This is a genomic window from Saccharomonospora marina XMU15, assembly GCF_000244955.1.
In the GTDB taxonomy this organism is placed as follows: Bacteria; Actinomycetota; Actinomycetes; order Mycobacteriales; family Pseudonocardiaceae; genus Saccharomonospora_A; species Saccharomonospora_A marina.
The window spans coordinates 2,337,184-2,355,922 of the sequence record NZ_CM001439.1 but is presented as its reverse complement, the minus strand read 5'-3'; the positions used below and the strand labels follow the sequence as shown (position 1 = coordinate 2,355,922).

Sequence of the window (18,739 nt, the reverse complement as noted above, 5' to 3'; positions counted from 1 at the left end):
GCAGGTGTGCCGGTGGAGTCTGCGCCCATGCCGCCGTCCATACCGCTGAGGGAACCGGCGGGGGGAACCCCGGCCGTGGTCTCCGAACCCGAGCAACTGCGCCGGGCGTGCGACCGGTTGGCGGCGGGTAGCGGCTCGATCGCGATCGACACCGAGCGCGCCTCCGGGTACCGGTACTGGCCAAGGGCCTACCTCGTACAGCTGCGGCGCGAGGGCTCCGGCACGCTGCTCATCGACCCCATACCGCTGCGCGACCACCTGGAACCACTCGGTGCCGTACTCGCCGACACCGAGTGGGTGCTGCACGCCGCGTCGCAGGACCTGCCGTGCCTTGCCGACCTCGGCCTGCGGCCACCGTCACTGTTCGACACCGAACTGGCGGGCAGGCTCGCGGGCCACGAGCGGGTGGCGCTGGGCACGCTGGTGGAGAACCTGCTCGGCTACAAGCTCGAGAAGGGCCACAGCGCGGCCGACTGGTCGAAACGGCCACTGCCGACCGACTGGCTCAACTACGCCGCGCTCGACGTCGAGTTGCTGGTGCCGCTTCGGGAGAAGCTGGAGGCCGAGCTGGCGGCACAGGGCAAGCTGGAATGGGCGCGGCAGGAATTCGAGTGGGTTCGGACCTCGGGCGGCCAGCCCGCACCGCGCTCGGAACCGTGGCGACGCACCTCGGGCATTCACAAGGTCCGCACCGCTCGCGGGCTCGCCGCCGTCCGCGCGCTGTGGCAGGCTCGCGACGAACTCGCCCGCAAGCGCGATCGCGCGCCCAGCCGGATTCTGCCCGACAGCGCCATCATCAACGCCGTGCTCGCCGACCCGCGCACCACGGCCGACCTGCAGGCCCTGCCGGTGTTCGGGGGGCGGGTGCAGCGCCGCTACACGGCAAACTGGCTACGGCACCTGCAAGCGGCGCGAACGCTGCCCGCCTCACAACTGCCGAACCCTTCGCCGCCCAACGACGGCCCGCCGCCACCCAACCGATGGGCGGACAAGGACCCCGACGCCGCCGCGCGGCTGGCCGCCGCGCGCACGGCACTGACCAAGCTGGCCGAGCATCACCGCCTGCCGGTGGAGAACCTGTTGCTTCCCGACCTGCTGCGGCGAACCTGCTGGCGCCCGCCGTCGGACCTTTCCCCGGAGAGTGTCGCCGAGGCATTGCGCGCCGGGGGTGCGCGGCCGTGGCAGATCGAACTCACCGCCGCCGAACTCAGCAAGGCACTGCACACCCACGCCTGAGTCGCGGCTCACCCCATGCTGTCGGGATGCGGGCCGGTACGGTGGCCGTGGTCGAGCGTGGCCATCGCCGACATGTCCTGCTCGTCGAGTTCGAAATCGAAGATGTCGATGTTCTCGACGATCCGTTTCGGCGTCACCGACTTCGGGATGACCACGTGCCCCAGTTCGACATGCCAGCGCAGCACCACCTGCGCCGGTGTCTTGCCGTGCTTGCGGGCGAGCCTGTCCAGCACCTCGTCACCGAGCCGAGCCCCGCCACGCGCGATCGGCGCCCACGCCTCCGTGACGATGCCGTGTGCGGAATGGAATGCCCGCAGCTGCGACTGCTGCAACCACGGGTGCAGCTCGATCTGGTTGACGGCCGGTACCACACCGGTCTCCTCCACCAGCCTGCGCAGGTGCTCGACCTGGAAGTTGGACACCCCGATCGCGCGGGCTCGGCCTGCTTCGGCGATCTTGCGCAGCGCCTGCCACGTCGGCACGTACCGATCCGCCGAAGGGACCGGCCAGTGGATGAGGTAAAGGTCGACGTAGTCCAGCCCGAGCAGGTTCAGGCTGGTGTCGAAAGCGCGCATGGCCTCGTCGTGGCCGTGGTCGGTGTTCCACAGTTTGGTGGTGACGAACACGTCCTCGCGGGGTAGCCCCGACTCCGCGATCGCGACACCGACTCCGCGCTCGTTGCGGTACAGCGTCGCGGTGTCGACGTTTCGGTAGCCCGCATCGAAAGCGGTCCGCAGTGCGCCGACCACCTGGCCGTCGGGGATCTTGTAGACACCGAACCCCACCTGGGGCATCCGGACACCGTTGTTCAGCTCGACCGTGGGAACCATGCCCCGACCGTAGCCGCCTACGCCGCCGAGGGCAGCTGCACGGTCACCGAGAGTCCGCCGCCGACCACCGGTTCGGCCGCCACCGATCCACCATGTGCCCGCACCGCCGCGCGCACGATCGACAGCCCGAGCCCGGCACCGGACCGGGCCGTACGGGCCACCCCCGCCCGCCGGAACGGTTCGAACAGCTCCGAGACCGTCACCGGGTCGATGAGCTGTCCCGACGAGCGCACGGTGAGCGTGGACCAGCGCTCGCCCGGGCGGGTCGCGACCTCGATCCAGCCACCGTCCACGTTGTGCCGCACCGCGTTCTCCAGCAGGTTGCCCGCGACCCGTTCGAGCAACGCCGGATCGCCTGTCGCGGCGGCGGGCGCGGTGTCGAACTCCACCCGCAGCCCCCGCTTGTCGGCCTCGGACCGCACCGCGCGCCACGCGGTGTCCACCACCACGGCCAGGTCCACCCGCTCCAGGGCGGCGACACCAGCACCGTCGGTGCGTGCCAGCAGCAGCAGCGAACCGACCAGCCGTTCGGCGCGATCGGTGGCGTCGCGGACCACCTCGGCCATCCTGCGCAGTTCCACCTCGTCGGCGGCGGTGTCGGACAACGTGACGTCGAGTTCGGTGCGGATCACCGAAAGCGGGGTCCGCAGCTCGTGGCTGGCATTGGCGACGAAGTGCCGCTGCGCGTCGAAGGCGGCCTGCAACCGGTCGAGCATCGCGTCGAAGGTGTGAGCCAGTTCGGCCAGTTCGTCGCGGGTGCGCAACGTCCCGATGCGCTCGCCCATGGATTCCACCGACAACCGGCGCGCGGTGTCGGTGATCTCCCGAAGCGGGCGCAGTACCCGCGAGGTGAACGTCCACGCCAGGATCGCCGCCGCTGCCACAACGAACAGGAACGCGACGGCACCGGCCAGCAGCATCCGCTGCCTCGCATGCTCGCGCAGGTACTCGGCCAGCACCGAGGCTTCCACAGCGACACCGTCCACCCGCACCGTCGTGCCGGGAGGCAGGTCGGGCACGGCCGCGACCGAATCGCCGACCAGGCGCCAGGCCAGCCACAACAACACCACGCTCACCGCCGCCACCAGCACGGTCGCGAGCACGGTGATGCGAGCACGCAGACCGCGTGCGGGCAGGCCGGGCAGGCGCATCACCCCTCGAGGGAACCAGAACCCGTCTTCGAGCCCGCACCGGGGACCCGGTAACCGGAACCGACCACGGTCTCGATGATGCCGGGCTCACCGAGCTTCTTCCGCAGCGTCATGACGGTGACCCGGACCGTCGTGGTGAACGGATCGGCGTTCTCGTCCCACACCCGCTCGAGCAGGTCCTCACTGCTGACAACGGCTCCCCCCGCCGACAGCAACACCTCGAGCACCCCGAACTCCTTGCGGGTGAGGTCGACCAGCCTGCCCCGCCGGTGCACCGTCCGCCTCGCCGGATCGAGTTCGACGTCGTCGGCGGTCAGCACCGGTGGGGCGGGCGGTGTCGCCCGCCTCCCCAGCGCCCTGACCCGTGCCACCAACTCGGGAAACGCGAACGGCTTCGCGAGGTAGTCGTCGGCACCGAGGGACAGCCCCTCGACACGGTCGGACACCGCACCACTGGCGGTGAGCATCAGCACCCTCGTCAACTCGCCGGAGGTGACGATCTCCTTGCACAACTCGTCGCCGGACATGCCGGGCAGGTCGCGGTCGAGCAGCACCACGTCGTAGCGCGTGATGGACACCTTCTCGTGGCCGTCGTCGCCGTTGAGCGCGACGTCGACCGCCATGCCCTCCCTGCGCAGCCCGCGCGCGATCGCCTCGGCCAGCGGCTCTTCGTCCTCGACTACCAGTACCCGCACGTCAACACCGTTCCACAGCTTCCTGAGAAGAACCTTACGCCCGCTGCGCTGCCGGGAAGCCGGTCGGCGGCACCGGCGATGCTCAGTCGCGGGGCGACTCCACCGCGGCTTCGTCGGCCGCCTGCGCATCGCCGATCCGGTTGGCCGCCCACTCGGTGACCTTGCGCGCCACATCCTGCGCGGTCAGCCCGACACCGGCCAGTACCTGCTCACGGGAGCCGTGTTGCAGGAATCGCTGCGGCACACCGAGGTCGCGCAACGGGACATCGCAGTCGGCGTCGCGCAGCGCGGCCGCGAGCGCGGAACCGAACCCGCCGTGCCTGCCGCAGTCCTCGACGGTGACCACCAACCGGTGTGAGGCGGCCAGTTCCACCAGTTCGGGCGCGACCGGCAGCACCCAGCGCGGGTCCACCACGGTCACCCCGATGCCCTGGTCGGCGAGCCGATCGGCCGCCGAGAGTCCGAGCCCCGCGAACGCCCCCACCGCGACGAGCAGCACGTCCTCGGACCCGCCCCTGCGCAGCACGTCGACGGTACCGACGCGTTCGACGGCGGGCACCGACTCCACGACCGAACCCTTGGAGAACCGCAGGGCTGTCGGGCCGTCCGACACCGCCACGGCCTCACGCAACTCCTCGCACAGGGTGCCTGCATCGCGCGGTGCGGCCACCCGCATGCCAGGGACCATCCCCAGCAGCGACAGGTCCCACATGCCGTGGTGGCTCGGCCCGTCGGGCCCGGTGATACCGGCCCGGTCGAGCACCAGCGTGACGGGCAGGCGGTGCAGCGCAACGTCCATCAGCACCTGGTCGAACGCGCGGTTGAGGAAGGTGGAGTACACCGCGACCACCGGGTGCTTGCCCGCCATCGCCAGCCCCGCGGCCGAGGTCACCGCGTGCTGCTCGGCGATGCCGACGTCGAACCACCTTTCGGGGAACTCCTCGGCGAAGGTGTGCAGTCCGGTGGAACGCAACATCGCGGCCGTGATCGCGACCACGTCATCGCGCTCGGCGCCGATGGCGGCGAGCTCGTCGCTGAACACCGACGTCCAGCTCGGCCCCTTCACCGGCGGCAGCCCGGTTCGCGGGTCGATGGGGTCGGTCTGGTGCATCTGGTCGGCCTCGTGGTTCACCGCGGGCGGGTAACCGTGGCCCTTCTCGGTGACCGCGTGCACGATCACCGGTCCACCGAATGCCTTGGCAGCGGCCAGCGCCTTCTCCAGCGCGGGGATGTCGTGCCCGTCCACCGGACCGAAGTACTTCAGACCGAGGTCGGAGAACATCACCTGCGGGCTCAACGCGTCCTTGATCCCCGCCTTGGCCGCATGCAGGGCCGTGTAGATCGGCTTGCCCACCACCGGGGTGTGCTGCAGCAGTTCCCTCCCGCCGTCGAGCAGCCGCTCGTAGCCGGGCCGCAGCCGCAGCGAAGCCAGGTGTTCCGCGAGGCCTCCGATGGTGGGCGAGTAGGACCTGCCGTTGTCGTTGACCACGATCACCACGGGGCGTTGCGGATCGGCGGCGATGTTGTTCAGCGCCTCCCAGCACATGCCGCCGGTGAGGGCGCCGTCCCCGACCACGGCGACGGCGTGCCGACCGCCTCCTTCGAGTTGGAACGCCTTCGCCAGCCCGTCGGCGTAGGAAAGCGCCGTCGAGGCGTGGCTGTTCTCGATGTGATCGTGCTCGCTCTCCGCACGGGAGGGGTAGCCCGCGATACCGCCGAGCTGCCGCAGGCTGTCGAAGCCGCTGTGGCGACCGGTGACGATCTTGTGGACGTAGGCCTGGTGACCGACGTCGAACAGCAACGCGTCGCGCGGCGAGTCGAAGACCCGGTGCAGCGCCAGCGTCAGTTCGACGACACCGAGGTTCGGTCCGAGGTGGCCGCCTGCCCTGCACACCCTGTCGACAAGGAAATCCCTGATCTCTCCAGCCAGTACGTCAAGCTCGTCGTGGTCCATTCGCTTGAGGTCGGCCGGTCCGTGCACGGACTCCAGCAACGTCACGCTCCACCTCGCTCGCCATCGGTCGCCATCAGTCGCAATCGCCTTCGCTGCCTCGCCCGCCCAGTCTAGGAGAGCGCGGACGGATGAACTCGACCTCAACCGAGTGGATCGCCCCCGGCGTGAAAATACCGTGTGAAGTCGTTGCCTGGTCTCACCCGCAGTCGACGCCCGCGGTAGGTCCTCCACCGAGAGTGCGCGGCACCGCGCCGGGTTCTCGCCACCCGTTCGTGCGACGATGTCTCTCTCGGTGAGGGAGTGATCATGTCCACCTGCCTGATGGTGATGGGCGTGTCGGGCGCGGGCAAGAGCACCGTCGCCCGGCTGCTGGCGGCGCGACTCGGCTGGCCCGTGGCGGAGGCCGACGACTTCCACCCCGAGGCCAACATCGCGAAGATGGCCTCTGGGGTGCCACTCGACGATGCCGACAGGGCGCCGTGGCTGTCGGCCATCCGCGACTGGATCGACGAGCAGGCCGACGCGGGGCGCGGCGCGGTGGTCACGTGTTCGGCGTTGAAGCGGCGCTATCGAGACACGCTGCGCGGCTCCTCCGCGCGGGTGCGTTTCGTCCACCTCGACGGCTCCCGTGACGTCATCGCGGGCAGGCTGGCCGCCCGCGCGGGCCACTTCATGCCGCCGTCCCTGCTGGAATCCCAGTTCGACGCCCTGGAGCCGCTCGAAGCCGACGAGGACGGCATCACCGTCGACGTCAGTGACAGTCCACAGCGGATCGTCGAAGCGGTGCTCGCGCTGCTGCGTGCACCCGAAGACCCGGCCCCGGCCCAGGTACACCACCGAGGAAGCTGACCACGGCACCGACTCACCCGCGCCGCAGCAGCGCGATGCACTCGACGTGGTGTGTCATCGGGAACGCGTCGAAGGCGCGCAGCCGGTCCAGCCGGTAACCACGGGCCGCGAAGGTCGCCAGGTCCCTGGCCAGCGCGGCTGGATCGCACGCCACGTACACCACACGCTGTGGTCCGGCACGGCATACGGCTTCGACCACCGCAGCGCCCGCGCCTTTGCGCGGCGGGTCGAGCACGACGACCTCGGGCCTTTCGTGGTGGCGGGCAGACCTGCCGCGCGAGTCGCGCAGCACCCGTTCCACGGCACCGCGACGCCAGCGCACCTGTGGCGTCCCGGCGGTGTTCGCCTCGCCGTCGACTACCGCGCGGCGATCCGACTCCACCGCCAGCACCCGACCGTGTGCCCCGACCTGCTCCGCCAGCACCCCGGCGAACAGCCCGGCTCCCGCGTACAGGTCCCATGCCAGCCCACCCTGCGACGCCTCGGCCCAGTCAGCCACCACGCTGGCGAACGTCTCGGCCGCTTCAGGATGCACCTGCCAGAACCCGTGCGCCGACAGCCGCCACTGCCTGCCTGCCGCACGCTGCACCGCGACACCGCCGAGCCGCTGTTCGCCCGCCTCGCGCACGTGCACCTCGTCGTTGGCGTCGGAGGTGACCTCGATCTCGTTTCCTGGGCCCCAGCGGTGTGGCAGCACCGCTCGCACCGCCGGCGTCGTGGTGATGGGGCAGTCGGTCAGCGGCACGATCCGGTGACTGCGATGGGCACGCAGCCCCGCGCGACCATCCTCACCTGCCACGAACCTGACGCGGGTACGCCAGCGAAGCAGGCCGCCCGGCAGCGCCTCCACCCGCACGGGCACCTCGATTCCGGCCAGCCGCCGTAGCTGCTCCGACACCACCGCGGCCTTGAGGTCCAGCTGCGCGTCCGCCCCGGCGTGCTGCCAGTCGCAACCGCCGCACAGCCCCGGGCCCGCTACCGGACACGGTGGGCTGACCCGCTGCGGGGAGGCGCTGAGGACCTTGACGGCGTCCGCGCGGCAGAACGACTTGCCCGCGTCCTCGGTGACCTCGGCCAGTACGCGCTCGCCCGGCAGCGCATGCCGCACGAACACCACCCGTCCGTCCACCCGGGACACGCAATGCCCGCCGTGCGCCACGGGACCGACCTCGATCTCGAAGGTACGACCCTGCCAGCTCTCGCTCACGACCTCGGCTCCCTGGTCCGGTCGCCGTTGCCCCGCCGCTCGAACAGGCCGCGCCGGACGTCACCGGCGACGGGCCTGCTGCGGTCGGCGCGCCGGGAGGCTCGCTTGGAGGACTCCAGTTGCCACGGCACGCTCGTCACCATCACCCGCGACTGGAACAGCAGCCTGCTCTTCAGTCGCAGCGCGCTGTGGTTGTGCAACAACTGCTCCCACCAGCGGCCCACCACGTACTCCGGGATGAAGATGGTCACCACGTTACGCGGCTGGTCACCCCTGACCCGCTTGACGTAATCCAGCACCGGCCTGGTGACCTCGCGGTAGGGCGATTCGACGACCTTCAGCGGGATCGAGAAGCCGTGCTCGTCCCAGGCACGCACGAGCTTTCTGGTCTCGGCGTCGTCGACGTTGACGGTGACCGCCTCCAGCACGTCGGGCCTGGTCGCCTTGGCGTAGGACAGCGCCCGCAGCGTCGGCCGGTGCAGCTGGGACACCAGCACGATCGCGTGGTTGCGCGCGGGGAGGGTGACCTGCTCGCCCTCGATCTCCTTGAGTTCCTCTGCGACCCGGTCGTAGTGCCTACGGATGCCACCCATCACGAAGTAGATGCCCGCCATGGCCACGATCGAGATCCACGCACCCGCCAGGAACTTGGTCAGCAGAATGACCACCAGCACGGCCGAGGTCATCACGAGGCCGAAAGCGTTGATCACCTGCGCCCTGCGCATGGCGCGCCGTGCCGCCGGGTCCCGCTCGTCGCGCAGCTGCCGGTTCCAGTGCCGGATCATGCCGCTCTGGCTGAGCACGAACGACACGAAGACACCAACGATGTACAGCTGGATCAGCTGGGTGACCTCCGCGTTGAAAGCGATCACCAGCACGATGGCGAACCCGGCGAGGAACAGGATCCCGTTGCTGAACGCCAGCCGGTCGCCCCGGGTGTGCAACTGCCGGGGCAGGAACCTGTCCTGCGCGAGGATCGATCCCAGTACCGGGAAGCCGTTGAACGCCGTGTTGGCGGCCAGGACGAGGACCAACCCGGTGAAGAAGATCACGTACCAGACCCCGGGCTGGAAATCGGTGAACACCGCGCCCGCCAACTGGGCGACGAGTGTCTTCTGCTCGTAGCCCTCCGGGGCGTTGACCAGTTGCTCAGCCGGGTCCTCCGCGATCACCGCACCGGTCAGCCTGGCGAGGAAGAGCAGGCCGAGGAACATCGTGATCGCCAGCACGCCCATCATCAGCAGCGTGGTGGCCGCGTTGCGGCCCCTGGGTTTGCGGAACGCGGGCACCCCGTTGGCGATCGCCTCCACACCTGTCAGCGCCGCGCTACCGGAGGAGAACGCCCGCAGGATGAGGAAGGCGAATCCCAGCCCGGCCAGGTGCTGCTCCTCCGCCACGAGTTCCAGGTCCGCGCTCTCGGCCCGCAGCTCGTCACCGAAAGCGAACGTGCGTACCAGGCCCCAGACGATCATGCCGAGGATGCCGATCACGAACGCGTAGGACGGGATCGCGAACGCCGTGCCCGACTCGCGCACGCCACGCAGGTTCATCGCGGTCAGCAACAGGATCGCCACCACGGCGAACTCCACCTTGTGGGTGGCGACGAACGGGATCGCCGAGCCGATGTTCGCCGCTGCCGAGGCGATCGACACCGCGACCGTCAGGATGTAATCGACCAGCAGCGCGCTGCCGACGATCAGGCCCCATCGGGGACCGTGGTTGACGGTGGCCACCTCGTAGTCGCCGCCGCCCGAGGTGTAGGCACGCACGTTCTGCCGGTAGGAAGCCACGACCGCCGCCATGACCAACGCCACCACGAGACCGATCCACGGGCTGTAGACGTAGGCCGACGCCCCCGCGATCGAGAGCATGAGCAGGATCTCTTCGGGGGCGTACGCCACGCTCGACATCGGGTCGGAAGCGAACACCGGCAGCGCGATCCGCTTCGGCAGCAAGGTGTGCTGCAGCCTGTCGCTGCGAAACGGACGACCCAGCAGCAACCGCTTGGTCACGGTGGCGAACTTGGACACGGCTGGAGCGTAATGGCAGGCGTCGCGATGCCGCCTGCAGGCACCACCCCGGTCCGGTTCCCACGGCTCGAGCGACCCGCGATCGGCTGCGCCCCCGTGGTCACGCCGTACCCAGCAGGTTTACGTGTTCGGCAACGCCACAACGACGGTTCACTAGGCTGGAAGGCAGCGACGGCTACGGCAGGGGCCGAGGGGGTCCGCAGGCGCGCTGGGGGTAGGTTCGGCGCTGGCGTTCACGGTCGCCTCGAACCGGCCGGATGCTGGAGCCCGTACCGACACAGGAGGCAACGTGTACGTGGTGATCATGGGGTGCGGCCGGGTCGGCGCGTCCCTTGCCGCGGCACTGGAACGACTCGGCCACGAGGTGGCGGTCATCGACAGGGACCCCGACTCCTTCCGCAGACTCGGTAGCGACTTCCACGGCCAACAAGTCGTCGGCATGGGTTTCGACCGCCAGGTGCTCATCGAGGCGGGCATCGAGCGCGCAGGGGCGTTCGCCGCGGTGTCCAGCGGCGACAACTCCAACATCATCTCCGCGCGGGTGGCCAGGGAGAACTTCGGCGTGGAACACGTCGTCGCCCGCATCTACGACCACAAGCGCGCCGCCGTGTACGAGCGGCTGGGCATCCCGACCGTCGCCACGGTGCCCTGGACGACCGACAGGTTCCTGCGCACGCTGCTACCCAACGGGGTGGCCACCTCGTGGCGTGAGCCCTCGGGGAGTATGGCGCTGCTGCAGTTGCCGCTGCACGAGGACTGGATCGGCCGCAGCGTGCGTGACCTGCAGGGCGCGACCGGGGCGCGGGTCGCCTTCATCATGCGTTTCGGAACCGGTGTGCTGCCGCAGAGCAAGACCGTCCTGCAGGCCGACGACGTCGTCTACGTCGCGGCCCACTCCGGCACCGTCAGCGACGTGACCAGCGTCGCGGCGCGGCCACCCGAGGAGGAGAGCTGATGCGGGTCGCGATCGCGGGCGCGGGTGCGGTGGGCCGCTCCATCGCCTCCGAACTCATCGAAGCCGGACACACGGTGATGCTGATCGAGCGGCAGTCACGCCAGTTCATACCGGAGACGGTGGAGCAGGCCGACTGGGTGCTCGGCGACGCCTGCGAGGTGTCCACCCTTGAGGAGTCGGGCATCCAGCTGTGCGACGTGGTGATCGCGGCCACCGGTGACGACAAGGTCAACCTGGTCGTGTCACTGCTGGCCAAGACCGAGTTCGCGGTGCGAAGGGTGGTCGCCCGCGTCAACAACCCGGCCAACGAGTGGCTGTTCAACGAAAGCTGGGGCGTGGACGTGTCGGTCTCGACGCCGAGGATGCTGGCCGCGATGGTCGAGGAGGCGGTGAGCGTGGGCGACCTGGTGCGGCTGATGACCTTCCGGCAGAGCCAGGCCAACCTTGTGGAGCTCACCCTGCCCGCCGAGACGCCGCTGGCGGGCAGGCCGGTGCGCGACCTGGCTCTGCCGAAGAACGCGGCGCTGGTGACGATCCTGCGCGGCGACAGGGTCATCGTGCCGCAGCCGGACGATCCGGTGGAACCGGGCGACGAGTTGCTGTTCGTTTCCCCTGCCGACGTCGAGCCGGACCTGCGCGAAGCGCTCGGCTACTGACCCAGCGGTGCGGTTCAGGCGCCCTGCGGCGGCGCCTCGCCGTACTTGACCCGAAGCCGCGCCTCGATGTCGGCGTCGCTTTCCTGGCTCGGCTGCGACTCCAGCAGTTCCTTCAGTCGCTTGTCCGAGCGGCGCACCGCCCACACCACCACGAGCAACGCCAGGCCGTACAGCGGGTAACCCATCGCGATCTTGGCGAAGGCCAGCCAACCCGTGTAGTCCCCGTCGTACAGCCACCGTTGCACCACGAACCGCGCGGCGAACACCGCGGCAAGCGCCAGCGTGGCGATGTCGTAGCCGAACCGGGACGGCTTGTCCTTGCGCCACGCCATCCCGGTGCCGTTGAGGTAGTTCCACACGACTCCGGCCAGCGGCCAACGCACCAGCACCGACACCACCAACGCCGCGCAGTAGACCAGGCTCGCCCAGATTCCGAACAGGAAGAACCCCTTGGCCGATCCGGTGCGGTAAGCGATGAACGCGGCGATCGCGACCCCGAAGAACCCGGAGATCGCAGGCTGCACCGGCTCCTTGCGCACCACGCGCACCACCGTGATCAGCACGGCGCTGCCGAGCGCTCCCCAGATCGCGGCCTGTAGCCCGATCAGGGCGTTCAGCAGGACGAACACGATCACCGGCAGCGAGGAGTAGACCAGGCCGGACACGCCGCCCATCTGCTCGAGCAGCGTCTGCTCCCGCTCGCGCCCGGCCTGGTCCGGTTGCGCCTGCTGGTCCTGCCGAGGCTGGGCTTCGTCGGTGTTCTCGCCGGTCCGGTCGGGTTCACTCACGCGGGACAACTCTCACTCAGGTCGGCTGCAACAGTTCGTAGTAGGGGTTGTAGAGCACCTTCCGGCCATCGCGATCGGCCATCCGGCCCCTCACCTTGATGGTACGGCCAGGTTCGATCCCTGGGATGCGGCGTCGCCCCAACCACACGAGCGTGACCTCGTCCGTACCGTCGAACAACTCGGCCTCCAGAGTGGCCGCCTCGCGGGCGGGGCACAGATTGACGGTGCGCAGCCGACCGAGCACGGTCACTTCCTCACCCGATCTGCAGTCGCACGCCCGCTGCGCACCACCGGCCTGCGACTTCTGGGAGAGGTCGTCGGCGTCGAGATCGGCGATGTCACTGGTCAGCTTGCGTACCAACCGGCTGAAGTAGCCGCCTTCTTTGGCGGACATAGGCGCCTGCTCCTGTGCTCCGGGGCCCCCAACTCATGGCCCGTGCGATCTAAAGCGTAGCTCTGTCGCCGGACAGCGAATCCGAGTTGCGTCAGGATCGCAACGTGACGTCCGTTATGCCGCGACTTTCAGCCGTTGTCCTGCCGGGAACCGGGTCCGACGAGATCTTCGTTCGCTCGGTTTTCGCCCGCCCGCTCGCCGCACTCGGCATCGAGTTGATCGCGCCGCCACCGCCGAAGGGGGCCGACGTGGTCACCGGTTCACCTCGGCTGCTCGACGAGATCGCAGGCACTTTCGACGGTCCCCTCCTGGTCGGCGGCATCTCCCTCGGTGCGCACCTGGCCACGGAATGGGCGTTGCGACGGCAGGATCGCTGCGCGGGGGTACTGGTGGCACTGCCTGCCTGGAACGGTGCCGCCGACGCCGCGCCCGCCGCGGTGGCCGCGGGCGGCTGCGCCGACCTCGTGGCCCGCGAGGGGCTGGCCGCCGCACTCGAGGTCGCCACCTCGGGGGTGGCGCCGTGGCTGGCGGCGGAGTTGACCCGCGCATGGCGACGGCACGGCGAGCAGTTGGCGGCGAGCCTGCGCGCCGCCTCGGTACACCCGGCTCCCGAACTCACGCGGCTGCCGCAACTGCGGGTACCCGTCGGCATCGCCGCGTGCGCCGACGATCCGGTGCACCCGGTGGCCGTCGCGCGGGCATGGCAGCAGGCGCTGCCGAATGCGGCGTTGCTGGAGACCACGTTGCGGGCGGTCGGTGTGGATCGGCAGGTGCTCGGTGAGGCCGCCGTACGGGCGTGGCTACAAGCTCGGCGGAGCTGACGAACCGCTCCCGCTGCGGGGTTCGACCCGGGCGGGAAGCGTTTCCGCCCGGGCCTTGCTACTCCTGGGCTCTCCCCTGCGCCTGTTCGGCGACGTGGGCCGCGACAGCCTCCGGGAGGGTGATCGCCAGTGGGGTGCGTACGGGCATCGGCGCGTCACCCCGGTCGACGATGGTCGCGCGCACGATGTCGCGAAGCACCATGGGGGCTTGCGCGGCCTGCGACTGCGGTCCCGCGATCACGCCGCGCAGCATCCACCTCGGGCCGTCGACGCCGATGAACCGCAGTGCCACCTCACCGACGATCGCCGACAGCTCCATGCCCCACTCGCCGCGGCCCACGCTCACCTGGGCCCCGTCGGAGCGCAGCTGCTCGGCCAGTTCGTCGCTGACCTCCCGCCACAGCCCGCCGGACCGAGGGGCGGCGTACGCGGTGACGGTGACCTGCCCCTGGGCGGTGACGATGTGCACGGCACGGACGTTGCCGCTGCTGGAGTCCATCTCCACCTGGACCTGGGAGCCGTCCGGTACCGGAACACGGACCGAGCCGAGGTCCATCCGGGCGACGCCGTCGTCGGGGGCGTCAGCGATGTCGAACGGGCCCTGACCCGGTGCCGAACCGCCCGCCAGGTCCTCGTGCTCGTCGTACTCGTCGCCGTAATCGCCGTAATCGCCGTACTCGGTCTCGGTGCGGTCGGCCGGGTCGGCGCTCCCGGCCCGGCTACCGCGCCTGCGTCCGAAAATGCCCACTTTCAGCTCTCCGTTCCCAGCGCGGAGTGCCCACCGGTCGAACCGTAGCCGCCCGCGCCCCGTTCAGTGGCATCAAGTTCAGCGACCTCGACGAACTCGGCGTGCTCCACCCGTTGCACCACCAACTGCGCGATCCGGTCCCCCCGCTCGATCACGATCGGCTCCTTCGGATCGAGGTTTACCAGGCACACGCGGATCTCGCCGCGATAACCGGAGTCGATGGTGCCGGGCGCGTTGACAAGCGAAAGCCCCAGTCGCGCGCCGAGGCCCGACCTGGGGTGCACGAAACCGGCGTAGCCATCGGGCAACGCGATCGCCACTCCGGTACCGACCACCGCGCGCTCCCCCGGGTCGAGCTCCACTCCCGACGTGGCCACCAGGTCGGCGCCCGCGTCGCCGCGGTGCGCGTAGGAGGGCACCCCCACGTCGGGGTCTAGCCGAGAAACGAGGACCTTCACGCTGGACACGACACGCGAGACTACCCTGGCCTCGTGAACGCGCGCGCACGCACACGACAGCGGACGAGCACCCTGTACTCCGAGCGTCTCTATGTCCCGTGGTGGGTTTGGCCGCTGCCACTGATCGGTGCCGCACTGCTGGCCGCCGAGATACACATGGGATATCCGGGTGTGCGAGCCTGGCTACCGTACGTGATCTTGCTTCCGCTCGTCGCGCTCGTCATGGTGGCGCTGGGCCGCATCCGGGTGAGCGTCACAGCCGGCGCCGAACCCGAGTTGTGGGTGGGTGAGGCGCACCTGCCGCTTCGCTACGTGGACCGGGTCGAGATCATCGGCAAGCAGGACAAGCGCAAGGCACTGGGCCCGCAGCTCGACCCCGCCGCGTTCCTCGTACACCGGGGCTGGGTACCGACGCTGCTGCGGGTGTGGCTCGCCGATCCCGACGACCCCACGCCCTACTGGGTGTTCAGCACCCGGCACCCCGAGCGACTCGCCGCCGTGCTGCGCGAGCACGGCGGCGAACACTAGCGATGCCGGACACGAAGGCCGGATACGAAACGGGGTGGCCGAGCCTGCGCTCAACCACCCGTTCGCGAACTCGAACCCCTCCAGGCCCCGCCCAGCGTGAGGAACCCCTCCCGAACGTGCCTTCACTCAGGCGCAGTCACGGCAGATCAGCCTGCCGCCCGACTCCTCGGCCAGCCTGCTGCGGTGGTGAACCAGGAAGCACACCGAGCAAGTGAACTCGTCGGCCTGCTTCGGCACCACCTTCACCGTCAGGTCCTCGCCCGACAACCCGGAAAGATCCGCCCCCGGAAGCTCGAAATTCTCGGCGGTCGCGTCCTCGTCGACGTCCACGACGCCGGACTGCGTTTCGTTGCGCCTCGCCTTCAGCTCCTCCAACGAGTCCTCGGCCAGCTCGTCGGCTTCGCTGCGGCGCGGAGCGTCGTAGTCGGTCGCCATTGTCCTTCACCCCTGCGATCAGCTTCGATACCAGTTCGCGAACCCTCGAGTGGCGCCCGAGAGTCCTCGTGCCGCTGGTCAACGTTCCAGCGCCCGTGTTTGTGCCCGAAATCGGCGTGAGGGAGGTCTCTTTCCGAACTCCTGATCACCCGCCCGGAGCCCGGAGAGGGTAGCCCACGACTTACCCCAGCTCGAAGCTGCTCACCCGGGCTCTAGGATACGTCACTCAAGAGAGTTAATTTCGGGACGAGTAACGGTTCCGTCCTTCGTATTGCGAATTGGTACCGGGAGGCTGGGTGAGCACCGGGTCGTCTTGCCCGACCGCCCGCGATCATGGTGCCATCCGGTGGCGGTTTCAGCAGCGCATCGTGTAACGCCTAGGCTGATCAACAGCGACGATGTCGGTACAGGCGGGCGCGGAAACGGGGCTTCGGAAGGGGCGAGGTGTGACGTCGGGGACCGGGGGCTTCGGTGGTCGGCAAAGCGGTCGGCAAGGCGGTCCACACGGTGGACCCCGGACGGCGCGAACACCGCGTAAGCGGACCTACCGCAGGTACCGCCCGTTGCCCGCGCTGGCCGTACTGAGCGTGCTCGGACTCGCCGCCGTGTTCGTGTGGGTGAACGCCATCAGTTCCACCGAGGACCTCGAGGCGGCGATTCGCTGCGAACCGCCCGCCACGCCGCCACCCGGGGTGACCTACACCCCGTTGCCACCCGACGGGCTCGCGGGCACACCCCCGATTCCGCCCGACCGGGTAGCGGTACGGGTGCTCAACGCCAGCGGGGCGCGGGGCGAAGCCGCGATGACCACCGAGGCGATGCGCAGGCTCGGCTTCAGCCAGATCGCGGAACCGCAGAACGACGACGCCTACCCCACGAAGGTGGCCGACTGCCACGGTCAGGTCCGCTTCGGCGAGAACGGAGCGGGCGCCGCGCGCACGGTGGCGCTCGTCGACCCCTGCCTGCAACTGGTCCGCGACAACCGGCAGGACGCCAGCGTCGACCTTGCCGTCGGTACGGAGTTCAACGACGTACGCCCCTCCCCCTCGGGCCTGGAGATCATCCAGCGGCTCAACGCGTGGTCGGTGAAGCACCAGGGAAAGGGCAACAACGAGCAGTCGGCGCCAGGCGGCGGGCCGGTGATCGACGAGGAACTGTTCGAGCAGGCGGGCCCGCAGCACTGCTGACACCGGCGGAACCCGAAGGTGCCCTCTGACGATCTCTGACAACAGCGCCCTGACAACCTCGGACGCCCTCGGCCAACCTCAGCCGTCTCAGACCGTCTCAGACCGTCTCAGACGTCGTCGGCACCGCATTCGGCGAGCGCGGCACGCAGTGGCTCGGCCACCGACGGCGCCACCGCGAGAGTCGCGTCCTTCCCGAGCCTGCGGTCCTCACCCGGCAGTGAGACCACCGCACCAGCCTCCGAGGCGATCAGCGCGCCCGCCGCCCAGTCCCAGCGCTGCAACCCGTGCTCGAAGTAGGCGTCGGTCCAGCCTGCCGCGACCGCGCACAGGTCGAGGGCGGCCGAGCCGGGCCTTCGGATGTCACGCACGTATCCCAGCAGTGCGGCGACCAGCCCGGCCTGTCGCTGCCTCCGGTCGGACTTGTAGGCGAAACCGGTGGTCAGCAGCGTGACGTCGAGCCCGGCAGGCTCGGCCACCGCAAGCCTCCTGCCGTCGCACCAGGCCCCCTCGCCGCGGGTGGCCGTCCAGCGCCTGCCGCTGACCGGCTCCACGACCGCTCCGGCCACCGAAACGCCGTCGAGCTGAGCGGCGACGGAGACGGCGAACCACGGGAAGCCGTACAGGAAGTTCACGGTGCCGTCGATGGGATCGACGACCCACGTGACACCGCCCCCGCTGTCGCCGCCTTCCTCCTCCCCCAGCACCGGCTCGCCGGGCCGCAGCTGCGACAGCCGGGCGCGGATCAAACGCTCGGACTCGGTGTCTACGGCGGTGACGACATCGGTGTCGCTGGTCTTGGTGTCGACGGCCACGGAGCGCCCGGCAAGCATGGATTCCCGGGCTCTGCGCACCAGCTCGGCCGCTTCGGCGGCGACCGACTCGGCGGTGGAGGTCAGCGCGGCCGGTTCGAGTTCGTCAGCTCCCACGTCACCATGTGACCACATCCGGCTAAAGTCTCGCCCAATGGCTTCTGAATCGAACAGGAAGGGACGACGCCAATGACGGCGACCCGCGGCTTCGGCATCGACATCGGCGGCAGCGGAATCAAGGGCGCCGTTGTCGATCTGAAAGAGGGCCGGCTCATCGGCGACCGGTTGCGCATCGACACGCCGCGACCGGCCACACCTGACGCGATCGCCGACGTCGTCACCGAGATCGTCGACCACTTCGGTTGGGACGGCCCCGTCGGCATCACCCTGCCCGCCGTCATCAAGAAGGGCGTCGCCCAGACCGCGGCCAACATCGACCCTGCCTGGATCGGCACGGACGCCGACGCGATGTTCGCCGAACGGCTCGGCCGTACGGTGGCCGACGTCGCCATGCTCAACGACGCCGATGCCGCGGGCATGGCCGAGACGCGGTTCGGAAGCCCGAGAGCAAGGCAGGGTGTCGTCGCACTGCTGACCTTCGGCACCGGCATCGGAAGCGCCCTGTTCCACGATGCGAAACTCATCCCGAACACCGAGTTCGGCCACCTCGAGATCGACGGGTACGACGCGGAGAAGCGCGCTGCCGCCTCGGTGAAGGACAACGAGGGGCTTTCTTACCCGGAGTGGGCCAAACGAGTGGATCGTTACCTGACCGTGCTGGAGAACCTGATCTGGCCCGACCTGTTCGTCGTGGGCGGCGGGGTCAGCAAGAAGTCCGAGAAGTGGGTGCCGTTGCTGCGGGTCCGCACCCCCGTCGAAGTGGCGTCTTTGCAGAACAACGCAGGGATCGTGGGCGCCGCGGCCGCCGCGGCGGAGGGTATCGAGCACTGAGCGGCACGGCGGTGGCAGCGCGCCCGAAAGTTGATCGCTTCGCGACGCACGCCCCGG

The 18,739-nt window shown here is 69.6% G+C and carries 20 protein-coding genes; 8 read left to right on the top strand and 12 right to left on the bottom strand.

The annotated features are described in order from the left end of the window. The first annotated feature begins 27 nt into the window (after nucleotides 1–27). Nucleotides 28–1,236 (top strand): ribonuclease D, encoded by a 1,209-nt coding sequence (locus SACMADRAFT_RS11220; RefSeq protein WP_009153931.1) that lies wholly within the window; start codon nucleotides 28–30, stop codon nucleotides 1,234–1,236. 8 nt (nucleotides 1,237–1,244) lie between these two features. Here the strand turns inward: SACMADRAFT_RS11220 and SACMADRAFT_RS11215 are convergent, their stop codons facing one another. The 4 genes from SACMADRAFT_RS11215 to dxs all read right to left on the bottom strand — a co-directional run bounded on the left by SACMADRAFT_RS11215 (nucleotide 1,245) and on the right by dxs (nucleotide 5,911). Continuing rightward, nucleotides 1,245–2,066, bottom strand: a complete 822-nt coding sequence (locus SACMADRAFT_RS11215; protein ID WP_009153930.1) for an aldo/keto reductase — start codon at nucleotides 2,064–2,066, stop codon at nucleotides 1,245–1,247. Nucleotides 2,067–2,083: 17 nt separating this feature from the next. Further along, a complete protein-coding gene (locus tag SACMADRAFT_RS11210) occupies nucleotides 2,084–3,217 on the bottom strand; it encodes a sensor histidine kinase (protein WP_009153929.1) in 1,134 nt (377 codons plus the stop codon). After that, a complete protein-coding gene (locus SACMADRAFT_RS11205) occupies nucleotides 3,217–3,912 on the bottom strand; it encodes a response regulator transcription factor (protein ID WP_009153928.1) in 696 nt (231 codons plus the stop codon). The genes SACMADRAFT_RS11210 and SACMADRAFT_RS11205 overlap by 1 nt, the downstream gene beginning before the upstream one ends. Before the next feature lie 82 nt (nucleotides 3,913–3,994). Further along, nucleotides 3,995–5,911 (bottom strand): 1-deoxy-D-xylulose-5-phosphate synthase, encoded by a 1,917-nt coding sequence (dxs, locus tag SACMADRAFT_RS11200; RefSeq protein WP_009153927.1) that lies wholly within the window; start codon nucleotides 5,909–5,911, stop codon nucleotides 3,995–3,997. Nucleotides 5,912–6,172: 261 nt separating this feature from the next. On the opposite strand from dxs, the gene SACMADRAFT_RS11195 reads away from it, so the two are divergent. Then, a complete protein-coding gene (locus tag SACMADRAFT_RS11195; RefSeq protein WP_009153926.1) occupies nucleotides 6,173–6,715 on the top strand; it encodes a gluconokinase in 543 nt (180 codons plus the stop codon). A 13-nt stretch (nucleotides 6,716–6,728) separates the two neighbouring features. Here SACMADRAFT_RS11195 and SACMADRAFT_RS11190 read toward each other — a convergent pair whose 3' ends face one another. Continuing rightward, nucleotides 6,729–7,922, bottom strand: a complete 1,194-nt coding sequence (locus SACMADRAFT_RS11190) for a class I SAM-dependent RNA methyltransferase (RefSeq protein WP_009153925.1) — start codon at nucleotides 7,920–7,922, stop codon at nucleotides 6,729–6,731. Further along, a complete protein-coding gene (locus SACMADRAFT_RS11185; RefSeq protein WP_009153924.1) occupies nucleotides 7,919–9,952 on the bottom strand; it encodes an APC family permease in 2,034 nt (677 codons plus the stop codon). The genes SACMADRAFT_RS11190 and SACMADRAFT_RS11185 overlap by 4 nt, the downstream gene beginning before the upstream one ends. A 289-nt stretch (nucleotides 9,953–10,241) precedes the next feature. Here SACMADRAFT_RS11185 and SACMADRAFT_RS11180 point away from each other — a divergent pair, with 289 nt between their 5' ends. Further along, nucleotides 10,242–10,907: a potassium channel family protein gene (locus SACMADRAFT_RS11180; RefSeq protein WP_009153923.1), complete on the top strand. Its 666-nt coding sequence runs from the start codon at nucleotides 10,242–10,244 to the stop codon at nucleotides 10,905–10,907. Continuing rightward, on the top strand, nucleotides 10,907–11,563 hold the full coding sequence (locus SACMADRAFT_RS11175) for a potassium channel family protein (RefSeq protein ID WP_009153922.1): 657 nt from the start codon (nucleotides 10,907–10,909) through the stop codon (nucleotides 11,561–11,563). Before SACMADRAFT_RS11180 ends, SACMADRAFT_RS11175 begins: the two co-directional genes overlap by 1 nt. Nucleotides 11,564–11,577: 14 nt before the next feature. On the opposite strand, the gene SACMADRAFT_RS11170 is transcribed toward SACMADRAFT_RS11175, so the two are convergent. Both SACMADRAFT_RS11170 and SACMADRAFT_RS11165 read right to left on the bottom strand, forming a co-directional pair. Then, on the bottom strand, nucleotides 11,578–12,351 hold the full coding sequence (locus SACMADRAFT_RS11170; protein WP_009153921.1) for a DUF3159 domain-containing protein: 774 nt from the start codon (nucleotides 12,349–12,351) through the stop codon (nucleotides 11,578–11,580). A 16-nt stretch (nucleotides 12,352–12,367) separates the two neighbouring features. Then, complete coding sequence (locus tag SACMADRAFT_RS11165) at nucleotides 12,368–12,745, bottom strand: OB-fold nucleic acid binding domain-containing protein (protein ID WP_009153920.1); 378 nt, start codon at nucleotides 12,743–12,745, stop codon at nucleotides 12,368–12,370. 104 nt (nucleotides 12,746–12,849) lie between these two features. Between SACMADRAFT_RS11165 and SACMADRAFT_RS11160 the strand changes: the two genes are divergently transcribed. Further along, nucleotides 12,850–13,566, top strand: a complete 717-nt coding sequence (locus SACMADRAFT_RS11160; protein WP_009153919.1) for an alpha/beta fold hydrolase — start codon at nucleotides 12,850–12,852, stop codon at nucleotides 13,564–13,566. 58 nt (nucleotides 13,567–13,624) lie between these two features. Here SACMADRAFT_RS11160 and SACMADRAFT_RS11155 read toward each other — a convergent pair whose 3' ends face one another. Both SACMADRAFT_RS11155 and dut read right to left on the bottom strand, forming a co-directional pair. After that, nucleotides 13,625–14,314 (bottom strand): DUF3710 domain-containing protein, encoded by a 690-nt coding sequence (locus SACMADRAFT_RS11155; protein ID WP_009153918.1) that lies wholly within the window; start codon nucleotides 14,312–14,314, stop codon nucleotides 13,625–13,627. Between the two features lie 2 nt (nucleotides 14,315–14,316). Continuing rightward, complete coding sequence (gene dut / locus SACMADRAFT_RS11150; RefSeq protein WP_009153917.1) at nucleotides 14,317–14,781, bottom strand: dUTP diphosphatase; 465 nt, start codon at nucleotides 14,779–14,781, stop codon at nucleotides 14,317–14,319. A gap of 24 nt (nucleotides 14,782–14,805) precedes the next feature. Here dut and SACMADRAFT_RS11145 point away from each other — a divergent pair, with 24 nt between their 5' ends. After that, nucleotides 14,806–15,300 carry a DUF3093 domain-containing protein gene (locus SACMADRAFT_RS11145; protein WP_009153916.1) on the top strand — a complete coding sequence of 165 codons (495 nt, stop codon included), beginning with the start codon at nucleotides 14,806–14,808 and terminating at the stop codon, nucleotides 15,298–15,300. Nucleotides 15,301–15,426: 126 nt separating this feature from the next. Here SACMADRAFT_RS11145 and SACMADRAFT_RS11140 read toward each other — a convergent pair whose 3' ends face one another. Next, complete coding sequence (locus SACMADRAFT_RS11140; RefSeq protein WP_009153915.1) at nucleotides 15,427–15,735, bottom strand: DUF4193 domain-containing protein; 309 nt, start codon at nucleotides 15,733–15,735, stop codon at nucleotides 15,427–15,429. A gap of 563 nt (nucleotides 15,736–16,298) precedes the next feature. Here SACMADRAFT_RS11140 and cei point away from each other — a divergent pair. Beyond that, the gene (gene cei / locus SACMADRAFT_RS11135; protein ID WP_009153914.1) at nucleotides 16,299–16,922 is read left to right on the top strand and encodes an envelope integrity protein Cei; all 624 of its coding nucleotides are present in this window, start codon (nucleotides 16,299–16,301) and stop codon (nucleotides 16,920–16,922) included. A gap of 107 nt (nucleotides 16,923–17,029) precedes the next feature. On the opposite strand, the gene SACMADRAFT_RS11130 is transcribed toward cei, so the two are convergent. Continuing rightward, the gene (locus SACMADRAFT_RS11130) at nucleotides 17,030–17,866 is read right to left on the bottom strand and encodes an inositol monophosphatase family protein (RefSeq protein WP_009153913.1); all 837 of its coding nucleotides are present in this window, start codon (nucleotides 17,864–17,866) and stop codon (nucleotides 17,030–17,032) included. 54 nt (nucleotides 17,867–17,920) lie between these two features. Between SACMADRAFT_RS11130 and ppgK the strand changes: the two genes are divergently transcribed. Beyond that, complete coding sequence (gene ppgK, locus SACMADRAFT_RS11125) at nucleotides 17,921–18,682, top strand: polyphosphate--glucose phosphotransferase (protein ID WP_009153912.1); 762 nt, start codon at nucleotides 17,921–17,923, stop codon at nucleotides 18,680–18,682. Nucleotides 18,683–18,739: the final 57 nt, after the last annotated feature.